This is a genomic window from Amycolatopsis sp. NPDC043889, assembly GCF_056435645.1.
Window position 1 is genome coordinate 91,610 of record NZ_JBWKEC010000026.1, and the last position, 19,121, is coordinate 110,730.

18 protein-coding genes and 1 tRNA gene are annotated in these 19,121 nt (G+C 66.0%); 12 read left to right on the top strand and 7 right to left on the bottom strand.

What is annotated here, in order from left to right; translation table 11 throughout:
• Positions 1 to 17: 17 nt before the first annotated feature.
• The 4 genes from AC0685_RS33330 (at position 18) to istA (ending at position 3,416) form a co-directional block, all read left to right on the top strand.
• The gene (locus AC0685_RS33330) at positions 18 to 1,103 is read left to right on the top strand and encodes an alpha/beta fold hydrolase (protein ID WP_478229143.1); all 1,086 of its coding nucleotides are present in this window, start codon (positions 18 to 20) and stop codon (positions 1,101 to 1,103) included.
• Complete coding sequence (locus tag AC0685_RS33335; protein ID WP_478229144.1) at positions 1,100 to 1,810, top strand: alpha/beta fold hydrolase; 711 nt, start codon at positions 1,100 to 1,102, stop codon at positions 1,808 to 1,810. The genes AC0685_RS33330 and AC0685_RS33335 overlap by 4 nt, the downstream gene beginning before the upstream one ends.
• Complete coding sequence (locus AC0685_RS33340; protein WP_478229145.1) at positions 1,807 to 2,337, top strand: DUF1697 domain-containing protein; 531 nt, start codon at positions 1,807 to 1,809, stop codon at positions 2,335 to 2,337. Before AC0685_RS33335 ends, AC0685_RS33340 begins: the two co-directional genes overlap by 4 nt.
• Positions 2,338 to 2,405: 68 nt before the next feature.
• Positions 2,406 to 3,416 carry an IS21 family transposase gene (istA, locus tag AC0685_RS33345; RefSeq protein ID WP_478229162.1) on the top strand — a complete coding sequence of 337 codons (1,011 nt, stop codon included), beginning with the start codon at positions 2,406 to 2,408 and terminating at the stop codon, positions 3,414 to 3,416.
• Between the two features lie 173 nt (positions 3,417 to 3,589).
• Here the strand turns inward: istA and AC0685_RS33350 are convergent, their stop codons facing one another.
• Together AC0685_RS33350 and AC0685_RS33355 are read right to left on the bottom strand one after the other, a co-directional pair.
• A complete protein-coding gene (locus tag AC0685_RS33350) occupies positions 3,590 to 4,441 on the bottom strand; it encodes a TIGR02391 family protein (protein ID WP_478229146.1) in 852 nt (283 codons plus the stop codon).
• Positions 4,442 to 5,339: 898 nt separating this feature from the next.
• Positions 5,340 to 5,891, bottom strand: a complete 552-nt coding sequence (locus tag AC0685_RS33355) for a hypothetical protein (protein ID WP_478229147.1) — start codon at positions 5,889 to 5,891, stop codon at positions 5,340 to 5,342.
• 113 nt (positions 5,892 to 6,004) lie between these two features.
• Here AC0685_RS33355 and AC0685_RS33360 point away from each other — a divergent pair, with 113 nt between their 5' ends.
• Positions 6,005 to 6,670 (top strand): TetR/AcrR family transcriptional regulator, encoded by a 666-nt coding sequence (locus tag AC0685_RS33360; protein ID WP_478229148.1) that lies wholly within the window; start codon positions 6,005 to 6,007, stop codon positions 6,668 to 6,670.
• Positions 6,671 to 6,954: 284 nt separating this feature from the next.
• The gene (locus AC0685_RS33365; protein ID WP_478229150.1) at positions 6,955 to 7,236 is read left to right on the top strand and encodes a hypothetical protein; all 282 of its coding nucleotides are present in this window, start codon (positions 6,955 to 6,957) and stop codon (positions 7,234 to 7,236) included.
• A gap of 1,379 nt (positions 7,237 to 8,615) precedes the next feature.
• Here the strand turns inward: AC0685_RS33365 and AC0685_RS33370 are convergent.
• Complete coding sequence (locus AC0685_RS33370; RefSeq protein ID WP_478229151.1) at positions 8,616 to 9,029, bottom strand: hypothetical protein; 414 nt, start codon at positions 9,027 to 9,029, stop codon at positions 8,616 to 8,618.
• A gap of 619 nt (positions 9,030 to 9,648) precedes the next feature.
• Here AC0685_RS33370 and AC0685_RS33375 point away from each other — a divergent pair.
• Together AC0685_RS33375 and AC0685_RS33380 are read left to right on the top strand one after the other, a co-directional pair.
• Positions 9,649 to 9,918, top strand: coding sequence for a hypothetical protein (locus tag AC0685_RS33375; protein ID WP_478229152.1), 270 nt, complete (start codon positions 9,649 to 9,651; stop codon positions 9,916 to 9,918).
• Positions 9,919 to 10,177: 259 nt separating this feature from the next.
• A complete protein-coding gene (locus AC0685_RS33380) occupies positions 10,178 to 10,342 on the top strand; it encodes a hypothetical protein (RefSeq protein ID WP_478229153.1) in 165 nt (54 codons plus the stop codon).
• A gap of 6 nt (positions 10,343 to 10,348) precedes the next feature.
• Here AC0685_RS33380 and AC0685_RS33385 read toward each other — a convergent pair whose 3' ends face one another.
• Positions 10,349 to 11,224: an AraC family transcriptional regulator gene (locus AC0685_RS33385; RefSeq protein ID WP_478229154.1), complete on the bottom strand. Its 876-nt coding sequence runs from the start codon at positions 11,222 to 11,224 to the stop codon at positions 10,349 to 10,351.
• Between the two features lie 95 nt (positions 11,225 to 11,319).
• Here AC0685_RS33385 and AC0685_RS33390 point away from each other — a divergent pair, with 95 nt between their 5' ends.
• Complete coding sequence (locus tag AC0685_RS33390) at positions 11,320 to 12,324, top strand: aldo/keto reductase (protein WP_478229155.1); 1,005 nt, start codon at positions 11,320 to 11,322, stop codon at positions 12,322 to 12,324.
• 478 nt (positions 12,325 to 12,802) lie between these two features.
• Here AC0685_RS33390 and AC0685_RS33395 read toward each other — a convergent pair whose 3' ends face one another.
• Together AC0685_RS33395 and AC0685_RS33400 are read right to left on the bottom strand one after the other, a co-directional pair.
• On the bottom strand, positions 12,803 to 13,240 hold the full coding sequence (locus tag AC0685_RS33395) for a hypothetical protein (protein ID WP_478229156.1): 438 nt from the start codon (positions 13,238 to 13,240) through the stop codon (positions 12,803 to 12,805).
• A gap of 503 nt (positions 13,241 to 13,743) precedes the next feature.
• Positions 13,744 to 13,816 (bottom strand) — tRNA-Ala (locus AC0685_RS33400).
• A 270-nt stretch (positions 13,817 to 14,086) separates the two neighbouring features.
• Between AC0685_RS33400 and AC0685_RS33405 the strand changes: the two genes are divergently transcribed.
• Both AC0685_RS33405 and AC0685_RS33410 read left to right on the top strand, forming a co-directional pair.
• Entirely contained in the window at positions 14,087 to 16,240 is a 2,154-nt protein-coding gene (locus AC0685_RS33405; protein WP_478229157.1) for an RICIN domain-containing protein, read from the top strand.
• A gap of 102 nt (positions 16,241 to 16,342) precedes the next feature.
• Positions 16,343 to 16,897 (top strand): HdeD family acid-resistance protein, encoded by a 555-nt coding sequence (locus AC0685_RS33410; protein WP_478229158.1) that lies wholly within the window; start codon positions 16,343 to 16,345, stop codon positions 16,895 to 16,897.
• On the opposite strand, the gene AC0685_RS33415 is transcribed toward AC0685_RS33410, so the two are convergent.
• Positions 16,884 to 17,609: a hypothetical protein gene (locus AC0685_RS33415; RefSeq protein WP_478229159.1), complete on the bottom strand. Its 726-nt coding sequence runs from the start codon at positions 17,607 to 17,609 to the stop codon at positions 16,884 to 16,886. The two genes, AC0685_RS33410 and AC0685_RS33415, sit on opposite strands and share 14 nt — an antisense overlap.
• A 25-nt stretch (positions 17,610 to 17,634) precedes the next feature.
• Here AC0685_RS33415 and AC0685_RS33420 point away from each other — a divergent pair.
• Positions 17,635 to 19,121 (top strand): NAD(P)/FAD-dependent oxidoreductase (locus tag AC0685_RS33420; RefSeq protein WP_478229160.1); only part of this gene is annotated, 1,487 nt, incomplete at its 3' end.

Genomic DNA, 19,121 nt, shown 5'->3' on the forward strand with positions numbered 1-19,121 from the left:
TTTCCTAGAGTGACAATGTGACAGGATGCTACCAACTGCTTCTGGGTGCGCTCACGTCCCCGGGGCCGGACTTTGAGGCACTCCGTGGCCGTCTGAGTGAAACGCGATGGCCAGTCTTGCCGTCCTCAGAAAACTGGGTACACGGTGTCACGCCGTCGATCGTGGAGCAGTATGCGGCCGAGTGGGATCAGTGGCTTAAGCAACCAAAGCGTCGGGGAATCGGCGACCACGTCAATCTCGACATTGGCGGTCGTCGAGTCCACGCCGCAAGGTTCCCCGGATCAGGGCAAGTCCCGATTCTGCTCCTGCACGGCTGGCCCACCTCATTTCTCGCCTTCCACCGGGTAATCGAGCCGCTGCAGACCCTGGCGTCCGAGGTTGTGGTGGCAACTCTCCCCGGATTTGGCACCTCAGTGCTGCCACCCGGTGCTTGGTCGGTCACCGACTCGGCACGCCTCCTGGCTGATGCGATGTCGGCGATGGGGCATGACCGGTTCATCGTCCACGGACAGGACTGGGGATCCGTAGTCGCCCGAGCCATCGGGGCAGTCGAACCCGGGCGGGTCATCGGTGTCCACGTCAGCGCCGGCTTACGAGGCTTCATGGCCGAAAACGCGGACGACGAGCCAGCATGGAGCAGGCTGAGGAGCTTCGCCGTTGATGGCGGTGGATACCTCCAGTTGCAGAGTCGCCGCCCGGACTCGCTGGCGTTCGCGCTGTCCGACTCTCCGGTGGGACTGCTCGCCTGGCAGCTCGACAAGTACCAACTCTGGCAAGGCGAACTCGGAGACGACTTCGGTCTAGGAACGGACTTCATCTTGGCCAACGCGACTCTGTACTGGCTGACAGCGAGTGCTGGCAGCAGCATGCGGATCTACTCGATGGATGCAAGCGACCTCGATGCCGTTGCTGCGGGTGTGCCGACCGGGGTGAGCGTCTTCGGTAGCGGTGACTTCGCCGCGCGCTCCGTGTCAGCCCGCGAGAACAACCTCATTGCCTGGTACTCGCACGACACCGGCGGCCACGTCGCCTCGCTCGATTCCACCGTCGAGCTCATCACTGACCTGACCGACTTCATCAACCGCGTAGGAGTGGACACATGACCGCCAGCAACCCCATCGTGCTCGTCGGAGGCAGCGGACTCGGCCCTTGGGCCTGGGGACGCGTCACACCGATTCTGAACGACCATGGGTTCCAAGCCATAACGCCGCAGTTGCGCACCACGGGCGACGACTCGACCCCCGCGAGAACCGTCGGCCTGGGCGACTGGGTCGAGGACGTCACCACCGAACTCATCGGTCTTGCGGACGTGACCCTCGTTGCCCACTCGTTCGCCGGCTATGTAGCAGCAGCAGTACTCGAGCGACAACCACACAGCATCCGGCAACTGATCCTGATCGACGCCGCTCTGCCGCAACCCAACAAGTCGTGGTTCGACGTCATGGGACCCGACGTCGCCGCGTTCATGACGAGCCTGGCTCACGATGGGGCAATCCCCTGGTTCTCCCGGGAGCAGCTCGACCAGCTCTACCCGGGGCACGGCATCACCGACGCTGATTTCGTGTGGATGCAACAGCACCTGACTGCGCAGCCGATCGGCACCTACACCCAGCCGGCGATCAAGGAGCCCCTGAGCACAACGAACGCGAGTGTGGCCTTTGTGCGCTGCCTGCAGACCAGCCCCCCGGCCGCTGACGTGTCCGCGGAGCAGCTCGGCTGGGGCTACCGCACGCTCGACGCCGGCCATTGGCCGATGATCACCAACCCGGCGGAGACGGCACAAGTCATCAGGGATCTGGCCGAGTCATGAACTCCGTCGCCTTCTTCCGCAATCTCAACCTCGGCCACCCGGGCAGTCCGACAAGCGCCGAGCTGGTGGAGGCATTCGGCGGTCCGGCGGCTGCTCGCTGTTTCCAGAGCAACGGGACGGTCGTGTTCGAGGCGGCTGACCCTGAGAAGGCGGCAGCCCAGGCGATTGTTGAGTTGCGGGCTGCTGGGTACCGGCATCCGGTCACCGTCCGGACGCTGGAGCAGATCCGGCGTGCTGTCGGGGAGACGCTGCCGGTGGATCCTGGGGAGGGCATATATCGCTCGATGATCTCGTTCTACGACGTGCACGAGATCCCGGATGTCCAACTTCCATATCGCAGCCCGGACGGTCTGGTCGAGATCCGCATCCTAGGTCCTGCGTTCGCCCACAGCGTTTGCTGGAAGCCTCGCCAGACCGCAGGCAACGTCACGGGTTCCCTCGAACAACTCCTATCCGTCCCCGTCACCACGCGAACCGTTGCGACACTGCAGCGCCTTGTCGGGACTTATCCGGCCAGCACCCGCTGAAGCCGCCATCGCGGACGCCGGACAGTGAATCGAGTCGACCTGTACGCGGCGATCCGACGGGACGCGCGATCAGGGATGTCGAACCGCGCGATGCAGCGCAAGTATGGGTTGGGTACCGCACTGTCGCCGCGGCCCTGGAGTCGGCGTGGCCGAAGCCGCGCCATGCGCAGCCGAAGCGGGGCTCGCGCCTCGACGACTACAAGGCGGTCATCGACGACTGGCTTCGTGACGACCTGGATGCGCCCCGCAAGCAACGGCATACCGCGAAGCGGGTCTTCGACCGCCTCCTGGACGAGCACCACGCCGCTGACGTGTCGTACTGGATGGTGCGCGAGTACGTCGCCACGCGACGCCGTGAGATCCGGATCGAAGCGGGCCGGGAGCCCGCGAACACGTTCATTCCGCAGGAGCACCTGCCCGGCCGCGAGGCCGAGGTCGACTTCGGCGAAGTCGCGATCCGGCTACGCGGAGAGCTGGTCAGCTGCACGCTGTTCAGCCTGCGGCTGTCCTACTCCGGCAAGGCCGTGCACAGAATCAGTGCCTCGGCCGGTCAGGAAGCCTTCTTCGAGGGTCACGCACACGCGTTCCGGGTCCTCGGTGGCGTCCCGATCGGGAAGATCCGCTACGACAACCTCAAGGCTGCCCTCGCAAGCGTGATCGGGTTCTCCCGCCAACGCGTCGAGGCCGACCGGTGGACCGCCTTCCGGTCCCACTACGGCATTGACGCCTTCTACTGCCAGCCCGGCATCCAAGGGGCGCATGAGAAGGGCGGCGTCGAGGGGCAGATCGGCTGGTTCCGTCGCAACCACCTCGTCCCCATTCCAGAAGTCGACTCCCTCGCCGAGCTCAACACCATGGTCGACGCCTGGGACGAAGCCGACGACGCACGGCGGATCGGGTCCCGTGCCCGCACAATCGGAGAACACTTCGCCACCGAGCAGCCACGGCTCGCTCCACTGCCAAGCGAGCCGTTCGAGACCGGTCGCTGGTTCACCCCACGCGTGGACCGCTACGCCCAGGTCACTGTCAGGATGAACAAGTACTCCGTCCCCGCGCGCATGGTCGGTCGCCAGGCCTGAGGTTCCTGGGGGCAACCTCAAGGACAGGACAGGTCCATTCACAGTGACCTGTCCAGCAGAGCAGTGCGTCAACGTTGAGGTCTCCGCCAGGGGTGGGTGCGGTCCGTGACCGGTCACCTGACACTCCACGCGTTGACCGCGCGGACTGCGCTGCAGAACGCCGGACGACGTTCTTACTCGGTTAAGGAAATTGGGGCCTCGACGACGTCGCATTCGTCGACCCAACGGGCCAGAAGGCTCAGCGCGGACAGTCGCTCGAGGGCTGCTTGCTCGTCAAGTTCGCCGAGGCTGTGGGCAGCGCTGTTCCGGATTGTCATCTGCACACCGGGAGCGAAGGAGAGCAGACCGGAGTTCATGGTCTTGACGTCTTGGTCGTTCGGGTCGCCGGGCCAGCGCAGTCGCGGCTGCCCAGGGCGAGGGTCCTTGTCCGAAAAGGTTTGTCTCCACAGGTCCGTGGCGGAGACGTCGTTGCGTTTCGTACGGGCCTTTACCATCGCGACGACGGACTCGGATGCGGCCGCCACCGCTTCCCGGAAGTGCCCGTCACGCCATAGCCGAGCGATTGGCCCCCAGACCGCTGGATGCATGGCCTCTGCACCTACGGTCGGTGGGATCTCGGCCTCGGCTCGCAGGATCAACTCCTCGAGCTTGCCAAGGGCGTAGTCGCATGCACTCAAGACGTCGACGCTCTCCAACATCGGCTTGGGACGCGTGATCGTCACCCAGTTCATGAACGGGTCGACCACACCACTGCCCATCGGGCCTTGAACGGAGATGGACGTCGCCGTGAGTTCCGCGGCAGCAGACGCGCGGCCGGCCAAGCGAGTCACCTTTTCCCGTCGCCGCGTGATCTCGCCTGGATCAGCCTCATCGAGCGGTATGACCGCAGGGGCGATTCCCGGTGCCAGCGAGCCGAAGCCTTCGTTGATCACGTGCAGCTCGAGGAACTCGACCAGCGCGGCGCGGAACTCCTCAACGGCCTTTGCCACCGCCTTCAGGTAGTTCGGGTTCTTACGAGCTTCCATCGCTTGATCGTCGCACGGCGTCCAGCGCTGGTGAGGAAGCTGACCCGTGTCGGTTGTGGACGGATGGGCAGTGACCGAGTCACCGGGCCGCCGCGACATCCATCATCGGAGTCACCAGACGGCACACCGCCCAGGAGAGCTGATGACTCGGCTGGTCAAGCCACCCAGCAGGGACCAAGTCCGCGCGGCCGCTCAGGATGTCATCGAGCCACGTTCGCCTGAACGGGCACCGCCCCAGCGTCATCGCCGGTCGCTCGTCGGTTGCAGGCCGCAGATCTAACCTGAGCGGCGTAGATGCCTCCAAAGGATCACCCGGCTGGGGTACTGGCCTGGGGCAGTTTTGGTGACCCCGTTTGAAACGGGGTCATGGGCGTGCCCCAGGTTTGCCCCAGTTACTGAACGGTAGCTGAAGTTCGGTGCATCGTTTCTCAAAGTGAGGTACAACGAAAAAACCGCCCTACCTCGGCGTATGTTCCAGGCGGGCTGTGTTTCGTCACTGTGGAGCTAAGGGGACTCGAACCCCTGACCCCTCACTGCCAGTGAGGTGCGCAGGGGCTTTCTACCTGTGGGACCGGAGAAACTGCAGGAAAAGCGCTGTGGTTCAGCGCTGCTGGATGCAGTTCAAGACCGTTTGAGACCCCCTCGTGCCCCAGTTTTGCCCCAGGGAAATTCGTGTGAATGATGACAGGCGATATCGGGAGCGCGCAGCAACTGCGAGGAAAGAGGTGGCTCCACGCCGAGGGGGGGCGCGGAGCCACCTGGATAATCTTGGCACGATTGGGCGGCGGGCACCGGGTTGATGGCCCTTCGAGACTGGCGACCCAGTCGGCATCTGAGAGACCATGGCTCGGCGAAGGGGCGCTACCTGTCGTCCTGGAACAGTGTCTCAGCTTAACGTTCAACCGAAGTGGGCGTTCGCCGTTGGAATCGCCAGCAAGATGATGATCAGTAGTGAGCCCGCTGTTGCCAGTACCAGGCGTAGTGCAATCACGGTGCGGTACCAGGCGGGGACGGTGGTCACCGCGGCGTTGACGAACGCTGCGACCTCCAGGTTTCGCAGTGTCGGATCATCGGACTTGGCGAAGGCCGACGTGATGAAGCGCGTGACGAACACTTCGCCCGGCATGATGACGCATCCGAGGATGAGAACGATCGGCTGGAAGATCCACGACAGGAGCTGACCCGCCCCGTTTCCGGCGAGGTTGAGCGAGGCCAGCGTCGCGAGGCACAGACCGATCGCGACCGCGACCACGATGCTGGCGCGGCTGGTCCCGAAGTTGATCCCGCGCTCGGCCAGGAGTGTGGCCGGGAAGCCTTGCCTCACCACCTCGGTCTCGGCGGCCCGCTGGGCGTGGGGACCGTGGAGAGCGCCGGCGACGGGAGTGACCACGAAGGTCGCCGCCAGCAAGAACTGCAGTATCGAAGCGGCAACGACGACGAACGGGGCCACTGGAGTTCCCTTCCTAGGACTTGCACACTGTTCGAGTTCAACCGTAGGGAGCACTCGAACAGTGTGCAAGTGTGTTCTCGAACACCGTGCGAGTCGTGGCCTATCCTGAGCGGATGCCGCGCGAAACCTTGACCAGGGAACAGATCGTCCGAGCCGCAGTCGAACTGCTGGACGCGGGCGGAGTCGAGGGCCTGAGCATGCGGCAGCTGGGTAGCCGGCTCGGCTCGGCCGCGACCTCGGTCTACTGGCACGTCCAGAGCAAGGACGATCTCGTCGTGCTCGCCGCCGACTCGGTATGGGGTGAGCTCGAGCTGCCTGACCTGGACGAGGCCGACTGGCGGACCGCGGCCACCGCGATGGCCGACAGCATGTACGCGATGATCCTGCGGCACCCCTGGCTGGTGCCTGCCATGAGCACTCACCTCGTTTACGGCCCAGGCAAAGCGCGTCACGACGACCACCTGCTCGCGATCTACGAAGCCGCCGGGTTCACCGGACGCGACGCGGAACAGGCGATGAAGGTCGTGTTCACCTTCGTGCTGGGCACCGCTCTCGGCGCGGCGTCCGAGATCGCGTGGAAAGCACGCGCCGCCGGTGACGGGGACGACCAGGCCAGGGCCGCACGGATGACCGAGATCGCGATGCAGTTCCCGCGGCTGCGCGCCCTCAGCGAGGGATGGAGTGAAGACGACCCGGCCACCACCTCCGGCCGGGAACTCGCATTCGGCCTCCAGGCGATCCTGGACGGCCTGCAAGCCCGACTCCCTGCCCGGTCATAGACACGCCGCCCAGCGCTCGCCCGATGATCGGTGCCGTACGCCCAGGGGCAGCGCAGCCACCGCCCCCCTGAAGCCGCCCCGATTCCGCCTTGCGGAGAGGTTTAGCTTGTCGTTTACCCCTGAACCGAAGTCACCGCGGCCGGCTAATCCCGGACTGCCGACGAAACGGACTTTCCCCGCCCCAAAACCCCGGAGTTCGACGGTTGGCGTGCGCTGTTCTTCACCGCTGCGGTGTGTCGTAGTCGTGCTGGGAGATCGACCTGGCCGACCGGATCCCGGAGATCATGGGCGTGGCGGCCGGGCTGGGTTATCTGGTGCTGGACGGGGAGATCGTCGCGCTGCGGGGTGGCCGGCTGTTACTGGTCCGACATACAGATGATGAAGTCCTTGGTTTCCCTGTTGGGGCAGGTCACTCCGACAGCCACGTCGAGAACGGGCTTCGCTGCTGGGGCGATGTCGAAGACGGTGCAGTAGAAGCCGCCGTCGGTCGGGTCGGTGTGGCATCCGTTGTTCCCGAACGGGCCGGACTGGTGTTCACTGCCGGCCGCCGTGGCTGCGGCGGCTGATGGTGTCATCAGTCCCATGGCGCCCAGTGCGAGGCCTGTGGCGGCGAGTGCGGCGGGTTACTCGGGCGCGGGTCAGCATGCGTGTACGTTGCGACATTCTTGTCCTTTTCAGTCCCTGCTCCCGCAGGAGTTGAGGGAGGTCGTCGCCTTCCCGGGAATGCCGCGAAGATCGAATCAACCGGTCTGTAACTAAGGCAAGCCCTGGACCGACGTCTGGGCGAAGGTATAACGAGTGTCCGTTCAGAGCCGACGTGGTGATGGCTGAAACAACTGGGAAGAAGCGTTGGCTTTGGGCAGGCTCGGTGGTGGCGCTCGTAGCTGGATTGCTTACCATGTTGGCAAATAATCGATGGTGCATGGTCGTTGGGGGAGAGATTTTTGGCGCGGGCTCCGAGCCTGCGGCAGAGGCTCCTCGCTCGAGTCTCACGCCGCCGACAGGTGAGACCGGTATAGACGCTACCGCGACTGCAGGGGCAGAAACTGCTCAACCGGCGACCGAGTCGGCTCGTCAGTCTAGTGACACGGTGCTGCCGCCAAAGGTATCGCGAGCAACGCCGTCGAACCGGTCGCGAGGTCCCCTGTTGATAACTTTCGCGATCGCCGATGGTTTGGCAGTCGGCAAGGATAAGGCTGGAGCCTGCAATGCCGCACGGGTGTGGTGTGTCATCTTGAAAGACTCGGTCTCAGGGGATTCGGGACGGACTACCTCTGGGTGCACGCTGTCGTGGCGGCTCTACGCCGACGTCTCGGAAGTCCTTGTCGAAAAGGGATCTGTCGCCTGCAATGTCAACTCTGAAGGAATACGGCTTGGCGTCAAAAGGGCATGCCTGTTGGCGATTACCGTCTTGATGCCAATGAGTCTTTCCGCGTAAGCACTGGTGACTCTGGGGGGCGACCTTGGGTGTGGCCGGTACCGGCGACTGAAGGTGGCGGCACGTGGTGCCGACCGCGGCTATTCAAACCGGTGCGGTCCGAATTGTTTCCGGACCGTGTGTGGACCATCGGTAGATGCTTGTTCGGAATCGCCAGAAAAATGGGCTGCAAACTGGGGTTTGGCGCACCCAGCAATACCCGTTGCAAACCCAAATCTACAGGTCAGTGGCGCAGAGGTGGTCGTAGAACCAGCACATACCAAGATTCGACGCCACGGATACCGGTTGTCGAACAAGACGGTCAAGCGCTGTTGATCGTTGTCCGCTCATGCCGATGAGAGCGCGGTCTAGCGGCTGGAGCGGGCATGATCAGCATTCAACAGGGTCGCGTTCGAAGCGAATGTCGACATAGGTTGATCTTCAGAGGGTTTACCCCCAGCCAGGACATCGAGATTGGAAGCGCCAGAGGGGCGATGGCGGCACGGCTAAGCGCCGCGGGCAGCTCGGTCAGGAACCGAAGAGGGCGCGGATTCCGCCCAGTGTGGTGAACCTGGCCCATAGGTCATTGTCGGGCGAGCGCAGGATCTGTCCGGTGATCAGCAGTTCGAGGAAGGCGCTGTGCAGGTCTGGCCGGTCGTTGCGGCCAGCCTCCGTCCAGGCCGTGGTGATTCGGTAGCCACCTTCGCAAGGGGCGAAGATGGCGTCGTAGGCGCACTGCCCGACTCCGGCGCGATAGATGGACAGCCGGTCGCCTTCGACCAGCGCCACCCATTTGTCGTCCATGTCCTTCTCCTGCAGTCCCAGCCTGATCCGCTCCCATTCCGAATTGGCCCACAACCGTTGCGGAGCGGGCAGCTCGCGGGGGTTGGCGATTGGCAGCAAGGCGTGCTTGAACGAGGTTCGGGTCACGGGGCGGGACATGCGGTGAGGGTACTTCGTTGACACCGGTTCGAGGGTAAAGCCACGACTTGCTTCCCGCTCAGGGTGATGAGCGGGCTGATCTCAGCGGCCAGAGCCGGGCTGCCGTCCGCAGCGACCGCCAGTTCTTCCTCAGGCTCAGCGCCGGAGTGCCTGGTAGCGCTTGAGAAGGGCGGTGATCCGAGCGGGGTCGCGTGCGCCGTTCAGCTCGGCGAGCAGGTCGTCGGGGCACAGTTCGTACTGGTCCCCCCCACCACCGCGACGCCTTGTTGTCCCAGATCCGATAGCCGCCGGGCACGCCCCTCGCCACGTACCGTCGCTTCGCCAACCAGCCCTCCCTGTTCCGCCGTCCGCCACCATGATCGCACCGGATGGCGACCTGGTCTCCTGGGTTCAGGCTGGACGTACTCCTGGGACGCCAGCGCACGACAGCCGAAGCGACCACTCACGATCGGCGCTTGGGATGATGGCTCGGTGACTGCAACGACCCGAAGCCTGCGGTTTGAGCGGATATTGGTTCGGTCCTGAGGCACCCGGGTGGCCTGACGTTCGGTCGTTCGTCGATCAATCACTCGATGCCGCGCTGCGCGATCGAGCGGTGGAATACCGTCGTGGCGGGAGCGTGTTCGCCGCTGCCGCCGGCAGGTCGCTTTGTCGCATCTGCGGGCAGGCGAACGGTAGTGCGGAGCTGACCAACGGCGTTCGCTTCATCTGGCCGGAAGGGCTCGCGCACTACGTCGAAACGCACAACGTCAGACTGCCGACTGAAGTCACCGCTGCGATGGACGCCGCCCCACCGCGGGTGGACGTCACTGAGTTCGAGCGCCACCTGCTCGACACGGACGATTTGATCGTCGACGAACACTGGTGGCCTGACCTCAGGGGATACTGAAGGCCGGGCGCACCGGCTCGCCACACTGACATTCCGCTCATGCCGCGATGAGGAACTTCGGACAGGTGGCTGTACCAGAACCGAGAACGCCCAGGTCAACAAGATCGACACGCCATGGCCGGCGAGAACCTACAACCGTTGTAGGTTCTCAATTTCGACGTCGTAATCTCACGAATGATGTCGTACGAAAGTCATATACGACATCACCTTGAGACTTGCTCCTTCGCCGGTCTGCCAGGGCTTATACGATCGCGGCCTCGTGGGCGAACGGGGAAACTCGCTGTTCAAGGCCACCTTCAAGGCACTGCGCAACGTCAGCATCTGCGCCTGGATGATCGGCAAGATCGCCGCCGCGCCGGTGCTCCTCCACGTCGAGCACGACCCACCAGCTGATCATCCAAGGCCACGAACCGTTATGCGGTAAGGCCCGCTAGGAGCGGCTGTCGGTGAGTCTGCCGCGCAGGCGGCCGGCGTCGCGCACCGGCGGCAGGCCGTAGGCGCGGCGGTATTCCCGGGTGAACTGGGTGGCGCTGGTGTAGCCGACGGCATCGGCGGTGTGCGCGGCCGTGGTGTCGCCTGCCACCAGCAGGCGCCGCGCCTCCTGGAGTCGCAGGTGCTTCTGGAACCGCAGCGGGCTCATGCCGGTGGCGGCCTTGAAATGCCGATGCAGGGTGGCCGGGCTCATGTGTGCGACCGCCGCGACCTGCTCCACGGTGATGGGCTCGGTGAAGTGGGCGGCGATCCAGTCGGCCGCGGCGCGCACCCTGGTCAAGGCCGAGCCGGTGGCCGCGAACTGGCGCAGGGTCGGGCCAAGCGCGCTGCCGAGCAGGCGGTAGAGGATCTCGGCCTCCACGCGGGCGGCCAGCGGCCGGATGTCGTCGGGGGTGTCGAGCAGCCGCACCCAGCGGGTGACGGCGTCGACCAGTTCCGGGGTCATCGTGGCGGAGACCTGGCCCGCGGCCGGGGTGGCCGGGGCCTCGCCGTCGAGTTCGAGCAGCAGGTCGGCCAAGGCGGGGCCATCCAGGTGCAGCACGGCCGAGCGGTACGGCACCTCCTCGAACACGGCGGTGACCGGCAGGTCGAGCGAGTTGAGGAACATGTCGCCGCGGCGGGCCGACCGGCTGTGTTCCCCCGTGACGGTGCGCTTGGAGCCCTCGGCGATGAAGCACACCATCGGCTCGTAGCGCAGGTCGAGAGGGTTGACCACCTCGTCGAGGGCGACCACGGTGAGCCGGGGCACGGCGGTGGTGCCGGACCACAGGCCGTTGCGGTGACGGCCCACGGCCGCCGCGAGCTGGTCGAGCACGGGGCTGCTCCGAACAGGATGGGTGAGAGGATCAGGCAATCCTATGCGGTTCACCGCTCATGCCGGCGCGACGAGTGCGCTCTAGCGTCGAAGGTATGACACAGCTGCAGAACCTGCCCACACGCGTGCTCGGCACGCAGGGCCTGGAGGTCGGCGCGATCGGCCTCGGCACGATGGGCATGACGATGGCGTACGGCGCGGGCGACGAGGCGGGCGGCATCGCCACTATCCGCCGCGCCCACGAGTTGGGCGTCACCCTGTTCGACACCGCTGAGCTGTACGGCATGGGCACTGGCAGCAACGAGCGGCTGCTGGGGCGTGCGGTGGCCGGGTTCCGGGACGAGGTCATGCTCGCCACGAAGTTCGGCTTCGACCTGACCGACCCGGCGAACGCGGGTGCGAAGCTCGACAGCAGGCCCGAGCACATCCGCGAGGTCACCGAGAACAGCCTCCGGTACCTGGGTACCGACCACGTCGACGTCCTCTACCAGCACCGGGTGGACCCGGACGTGCCGATCGAGGACGTGGCGGGCATGGTCGGCGAGTTGATCGCCGAAGGCAAGGTCCGCTTCTTCGGGCTGAGCGAGGCGGGCCCGGACGTGCTGCGGCGCGCGCACGCCGTGCACCCGGTGTCGGTGCTGCAGACCGAGTACTCGGTGTTCGAGCGCGCGGTCGAGGTCGAGGTGCTGCCGGTGGTGCGGGAGCTGGGCATCGGGTTCGTTCCGTACTCGCCGCTGGGCCGCGGGTTCCTCACGTCCGCGGTGAAGCCGGCGGCCGAGTACCCGGCGGACGACATGCGCAGCTGGGACGACCGGTGGCAGCCGGGCAACTACGAGCGCAACGTCGCCGCGGTCGAGGCGCTGACCGCGCTGGCACGGGAGAAGGGCGCGACGGTGACGCAGCTTGCGCTGGCGTGGCTGCTGGCGCAGGGCGACGACGTCGTGCCGATCCCGGGCACGCGCAGCCCGGGGCGGTTGGCCGAGAACGTGGCGGCGGCGCACGTGGTGCTGACGGCGGACGACCTGGCGCGAGTACAGGAGGTCCTGCCCAGAGGCGCGGCCGGATCCCGCTACCCCGAGGCGATGATGCCGACCTGGTGAGGTGGTCGGGCCAGCCGTAAACGCTACGCCCGGTGCGCTCGCGCCACAGCCCTACTGCCGGGCCCGGCAGTAGGGCTCACTCCCGGGATGCGCCGGGCCTTGTCCGCAGTGACTGAACGGCCGCGTCCCGATCTGGTCGTCGTTTGACAGCGGGCTCGATCAATAGCGAATATCCGCTCATGCCGCTGACCGCATCGCCGCAGTGTGCGCATCACCGGAACTGGCACTGCTCTCTACGGCACAGAGCACCCCCGGCGACCCTGATGCCCCTCGCCCCTTGCGCAGCGGACCAGTTCGGTCGCGGCGAACCGGCGGGTATTTCGGTGCGGTGGTCGGTGCGGCACTCTCGGAATGAGCTCTGCAAGGGCTAAGGCTTGGTCGCAGGGGGTTCACGGCGTCGAGAAAGTTTAAGGTGCCAGTCAGAGTTGCGAGGACCCCGAGAATCCGCCTCGGAGATGGGCCTTTGCCATGTCCGGCATCAGCCGATCTTGAGCTGGATCTCCTCGCTCATCTTGTCAGACTCGACCCACGTCGTTTCTCGGTCCGGGCCGCCAGCATGGAAACCGTACCGGTCATGTCCGCCCTCAATCCCTGTGATCTCGAATGTGAAAGTTCGGTTGTAGCTCGACAGAATCGACAGCGACGGATCGTCGATGACGACTAGCTTCACCGTGCCGTTACCGATGACGTCGCCGCTACTGTCGACGACAGTGATCTGCGCGCCGTCCTTCAGATCGTCGTTGACCGAGGAGTTGCACGGGTAGCAGTTGAAGTTCAGGTAGCCCTTGGCGATGACCGGTTCCGAACCAGTGAGCAGAACGATGACGATGACCACGATCGCGACGAGAACTGTTGCGGCTGCCGCGGTGATGAGTTTCAGTCGGCGGGGTCTGGTGGATGCGGCGGTCTGGTCCATCGTGGTCTCCCTGTGAGCTGTGGGTACCTGTGGCTGGTCGTACGGATCACGGTTTCCGTTGCGCACTTGACCGGACCGTGACGTCACCACCTGCCGGCGGTGAAGAACATGACTGCGAAAGACCAGAGAGTTATAGCCGCGGTTACGTCGTCTCCGATTGGGCTTCGGTGCCGAAGCAGAGCCGGACACGCAATGACACGGCGTGACACCTGGCCGTCAGGCAAGGCCCGTTTTGACCTGCTTAGATGGTCGAAATTCGACAGCTCGCGGCACCGGCTGATCTTCCGGCGGAGCGGACTTGTAAACAGAAGGTCAGGGGTTCGAGCCCTCTTGGCGACTCAAGATCAAAATAGCCTTTGACCTGCTGATTCACTGCCTGCCCCAGGTTTGCCCCAGTTACTGAACGGTAGCCGAAGTTCGGTGCGTCGTTTCTCAAAGTGAGGTACAACGAAAAAACCGCCCTACCTCGGCGTATGTGCCAGGTGGGCGGTGTTTCGTCACGGTGGAGCTAAGGGGACTCGAACCCCTGACCCCCTCACTGCCAGTGAGGTGCGCTACCAGCTGCGCCATAGCCCCGGAGCGGCTTTGTTCTCCGCATCTCGTGTGTCCATACATTACACCGCCCGCGAGAGCCGTTCACGCGGGGGTCACTCTATGCACCCCTGCCTGCCGCAAACTGCGCTGACCAGCATCTTCGCACCTTATTTTTAGCCGTGTATTGACTCCGCGTGTGACCGCCGTTACGTTTTCGACCATCGTGACGCCGAGGTCCCCGCCCGCTACGCCGCGTCTCCACTGGGCTCCGCCTCAGCTCGCCCCTGCCCGAATGACGCGGAGGAGGTCCCGATGCGGGCCAGAGCAGCCCTGATAGCCTTGTTTTCCCTGGTCGGCGCACTGTTGGTGGTGGCTCCGGCAGCGCAGGCGGCCATCGTTCCCGACACCTGGTACACCGTGTCGACCACCGGTGGGAAGTGCGTGGACGCGCGTGCCGCCGGCACGGCGAACGGGACGGTCGTCCAGCAGTACGCCTGCAACCAGACCTTTTCCCAGCAGTGGCAGTTCCAGCCCACCTCGGGCGGCTACTACCGGGTCAACACGCGCAACAACCCGGCCCAGGTGTGGGATGTCGCCGAGGTGTCGACGGCAGACGGCGGGCTGATCCATCTGTGGGCCTACGGCGGCGGGAACAATCAGCAGTGGCAGCCGGTCGAGGAATCGGGTGGGGCCTATCACTTCGTGAGCCGTAACAGTGGCAAGTGCCTGGACATCCCCGGTCTCTCGACCCAGGACAGCACCCAGCTCCAGCAGTACGCCTGCAACGGCACCGGCGCCCAGTCCTTCCGGCTCACCCCGGTCTCCGGCACCGCGAACCCCGACCTCGGGCCGAATGTGCTCGTCTTCGATCCGGGTATGTCGCAGTCGGCGATCCAGTCCCAGGTCAACAGCGTGTTCTCGCAGCAGGAGACCAGTCAGTTCGGCTCGAATCGCAAGGCGTTGCTGTTCAAGCCGGGCTCGTACAACGTCGACGTCAATGTCGGGTTCTACACGCAGGTGCTGGGGCTCGGCCTTTCTCCCGACAACGTGACGATCAACGGCGCGGTGCACGCGGAGGCCGACTGGTTCCAGGGCAACGCGACGCAGAACTTCTGGCGTGGCGCGGAAAATCTGTCCGTGAACCCCAACGGCGGCACCGATCGCTGGGCTGTTTCGCAGGCCGCGCCGTACCGCCGTATGCATGTCCGCGGGAACCTGCAGCTCGACGACGGCGGCTGGTCGAGCGGCGGGTGGATGTCCGATGTGAAGGTCGACGGCCAGGTGCGGTCCGGGTCGCAGCAGCAGTGGATCTCGCGCAACTCGCAGTTCGGGAGCTGGAGCGGTTCCAACTGGAACATGGTGTTCGCCGGCGTCGGCGGCGCGCCGTCGACCAGTTTCCCGAATCCGCCGTACACCACGGTGAACACGACGCCGGTCGTGCGGGAGAAGCCGTTCCTCTACGTCGACAGCGCGGGCGCGTACCAGGTTTTCGTGCCTTCCAAGCGGACCAACACCTCCGGCATCACGTGGGGCGCCGGTCAGCAGGGCTCTTCGCTGCCGATCAGCCGGTTCTTCATCGCGAAGCCCGGCACGACGGCGTCGCAGATCAACGCGGCCCTCGCCGAGGGCAAGGACCTCCTGATCACGCCGGGCGTCTATCACCTCAACGAGACGCTCCGCGTCACCCGGCCGGATACCGTGGTGCTCGGCCTCGGACTGGCGACGCTGATCCCGGACAACGGCATCACCGCGATGACGGTGGCCGACGTCGACGGCGTCAAGATCGCCGGCGTGCTGATCGACGCGGGCACCACGAACTCGAACACACTGATGGAGGTCGGCCCGGCGAATTCGGCGCAGGACCACGCGGCCAACCCGACCTCGCTGCACGACGTCTTCTTCCGCGTCGGCGGGGCGGGCGTCGGCAAGGCCACGAACAGCCTGGTGGTCAACAGCGACGACGTCATCGGCGACCACCTGTGGATCTGGCGTGCCGACCACGGCAGCGGCGTCGGGTGGACCGCCAACACCGCCGACACCGGCCTGATCGTCAACGGTGACGACATCACGATGTACGGCCTGTTCGTCGAGCACTACCAGAAGTACCAGACGATCTGGAACGGCGAACGCGGCCGGACGTACTTCTACCAGAACGAAATGCCTTACGACCCACCGAATCAGGCCGCCTGGATGAACGGCTCGACGCGGGGTTACGCGGCCTACAAGGTGGCGGACTCGGTGACGAACCACGAGGCTTACGGGCTCGGCAGTTACTGCTACTTCAACGTGAATCCGAGCGTGGTGGCGGATCGCGCGATCGAGGTGCCGAACAACCCGAACGTCCGGTTCCGCAGCATGGTCGCCGTCTCCCTCGGCGGGAACGGGACCATCAGCCGGGTGATCAACGATCGCGGCGGACCGGCGAACTCGGGATCGACCGTGGCCAATCTGGTCGCCTATCCCTGATGACCCCGGTGCGCGCCGTGATGGCGGTCGCGGCGCGCACCGGCCTCACCCCAACGGGTGGCGTGCCGCGCGCTCCCGCACAGGCGCTCAGATACTCGGGGCATGCCTCTCGCCGGTCTCACCGTCGTCGAACCCCGCCTGGCCTGGCCGCTCGCCGCCGTGCGCGGGGTTTTCGCCATCCTCTTCGGCATTCTCGCGTTGATCTGGCCGGGAACGACTGTGCTCGCCCTCGCGTTCCTCTACGGCATCTATGCCATCTTCGACGGCATCGGCGGCATCATGCAGGCCTTCCGGCCGGGCGACGCCGCTCATCGCGCCGCCTACGGAGTGCTCGGCGCGTTCGGGATCATCGCCGGTGTCCTGGTCCTGATCTGGCCGGGGATCACGGTGCTCGTGCTGGCCCTCCTGGTCGGTTTCTGGGCGATCTTCACCGGCATCGTCGAGATCGTCGCCGCGATCCGGCTGCGCAAGCAGATCGAGGGCGAGGCGTTCCTCATCGCGGCGGGCGCGCTTTCGCTGATCGCGGGGATCGTGATCGTGTTCAACCCGATCGCCGGTGCGTACGGGATCGCGCTGCTGGTCGGGATCTACGCCCTGCTCTACGGCGTGATGCTGCTCGTGCTGGCCTTCCGCCTGCGGAAGCTCACCCGAGCCTGAAGGCCTGCCGGAGCCGGATCCGCGCTCCGGCACGCCGCAGGTTCGACAGGCTCGGCGAGCCTTCCACCGCGGTCGCGACGGCGAAGCGGCGGCCTTCGCGTGCGGCCGCGGTCAGGCCGTGGAGGAGCAGCCGTGCCTGTGCGCCTTTGCCGCGATGCGCCCGTGGAGTGGCGGACCCGCCGAGGACGACGCCCGGACCGTGCGCACTCAGGGCCGCGGCGGAGATCGGCACCCCGTCCTCGATCAGCAGCGACCGCCTGATTCGCGGGTCGGCGTGTTCGGCGGCCATGAACGCCGTCACGACGTCGTCGCTTTCGTACCCGCCGAGCAGGACGCGGAGAAACGCGTCGAGGTCGGGTGAGTCGTCGACGTCGGCATCCGGCGGCGCGAGTTCAGCGAGCGGAAGGGTCGCGATCGGACGGACGCCGGCGGGTACGAGACCGGTGACGGGGAGCAGGCCCGGCGGCAGCACCAGCGTCGGCGGGTCGCCGTTCCAGCACGACGCCCCGGCCAACCGGACGGCCCGCGGCAGGTTCTCCCCGGTGATCCCGGAGATCGTGCGCAGGAACCGCAAGTCCGGCGCCGTGGCCAGGACCGCCAGCAGGCCGTCTTCACGCCAAGCCTCGAAACGGCCGGGAAGCCCCGCCGCGGTGGCCGCCTCGCACGCGACGGCGGCACGGGCGTGAATCACTTCTTCGGCTTCGGTCAGCATGGATCGAACGTAATAGGCTGATCCGGTGAGCCAGCCGATCCTCTTGACCGTCGACGACGATCCCGCCGTGTCCCGTTCGGTCGCCCGTGACCTGCGCAGAAGGTACGGAAAGGACTACCGGATCATCCGGGCCGATTCCGGTGCCGACGCCCTCGAAGCGTTGCGCGAGATCAAGCTGCGCGGCGACGCCGTGGCCGCGATCCTCGCCGACTACCGGATGCCGCAGATGGACGGCATCGTCTTCCTCGAGAAGGCGATGGACCTGTTCCCGAACGCCCGTCGCGCGCTGCTGACCGCCTACGCCGACACCGACGCCGCGATCCAGGCGATCAACGTCGTGGACGTCGACCATTACCTGCTCAAGCCGTGGGACCCGCCGGAGGAGAAGCTCTATCCGGTCGTCGACGCGCTGGTGGAGACGTGGCGCGCGGTGGGGGAGCGGCCGGTCGACGAGATCAAGCTCATCGGCCACCGGTACTCCTCGCCGTCGTTCCACCTGCGCGACTTCCTGGCGCGCAACGCCGTGCCGTACCGCTGGTACTCCGTCGACGACGACGAGGGCCGCCGGATCCTCGAGGCGGCGGACGCGGCGCCGCAGGACATCCCGGTGCTGGTCACCCCGGACGGCACGGTGCTGCGCCAGCCGTCGGGGCCCGAACTCGCCGACGCGGTCGGCCTGTCCACCCGTCCCACCCAGGAGTTCTACGACCTGATCGTGATCGGCGGCGGGCCCGCCGGGCTCGGGGCGGCCGTGTACGGCGCGTCGGAGGGCCTGCGCACCGTCATCGTCGAGCGCAAGGCGACCGGCGGACAGGCGGGCACCAGCTCCCGCATCGAGAACTACCTCGGCTTCCCGGACGGCGTTTCCGGCGCGCAGCTCACCGACCGCGCGCGGCGGCAGGCGCTCAAGTTCGGCGCCGAAGTGCTCACTGCCCGCGACGTCGTGGGCCTGGAGGCTCGCGGTTCCGCGCGCGTGGTCATGTTCGGCGACGGAACCGAGATCTCCGCGCATTCGGTGGTGCTGGCCAGCGGTGTCACCTACCGAGCGCTTGAGGCTCCGGGTGTCGCCGAGCTCGCCGGCCGAGGCGTGTACTACGGCTCGGCCGCGACCGAAGCGCCCGAGTGCAAGGGCGAGCACGTCTACATCGTCGGCGGCGCGAACTCGGCGGGCCAGGCGGCGGTGTTCTTCTCCAAGCACGCCGCCGACGTCACCATCCTCGTCCGCGGCCAGTCGCTCGAAGCGTCCATGTCGCACTACCTGATCGAGCAGATCGCCGGGATACCGAACATCCACGTCCGCACCCGGACCACGGTGGTCGAGGCGCACGGCGACGATCACCTCGAACGGCTGACCCTGTGCGAGAACGGCGGCGCGACCGAGACCGTGCCCACCGGGCACCTGTTCATCTTCATCGGCGCGGCCCCGCGCACCGACTGGCTCGGCACGGAGATCCAGCGTGACGACCACGGTTTCGTGCGCACCGGCCCCGATCTGCTCACCGAGGGCGGCCC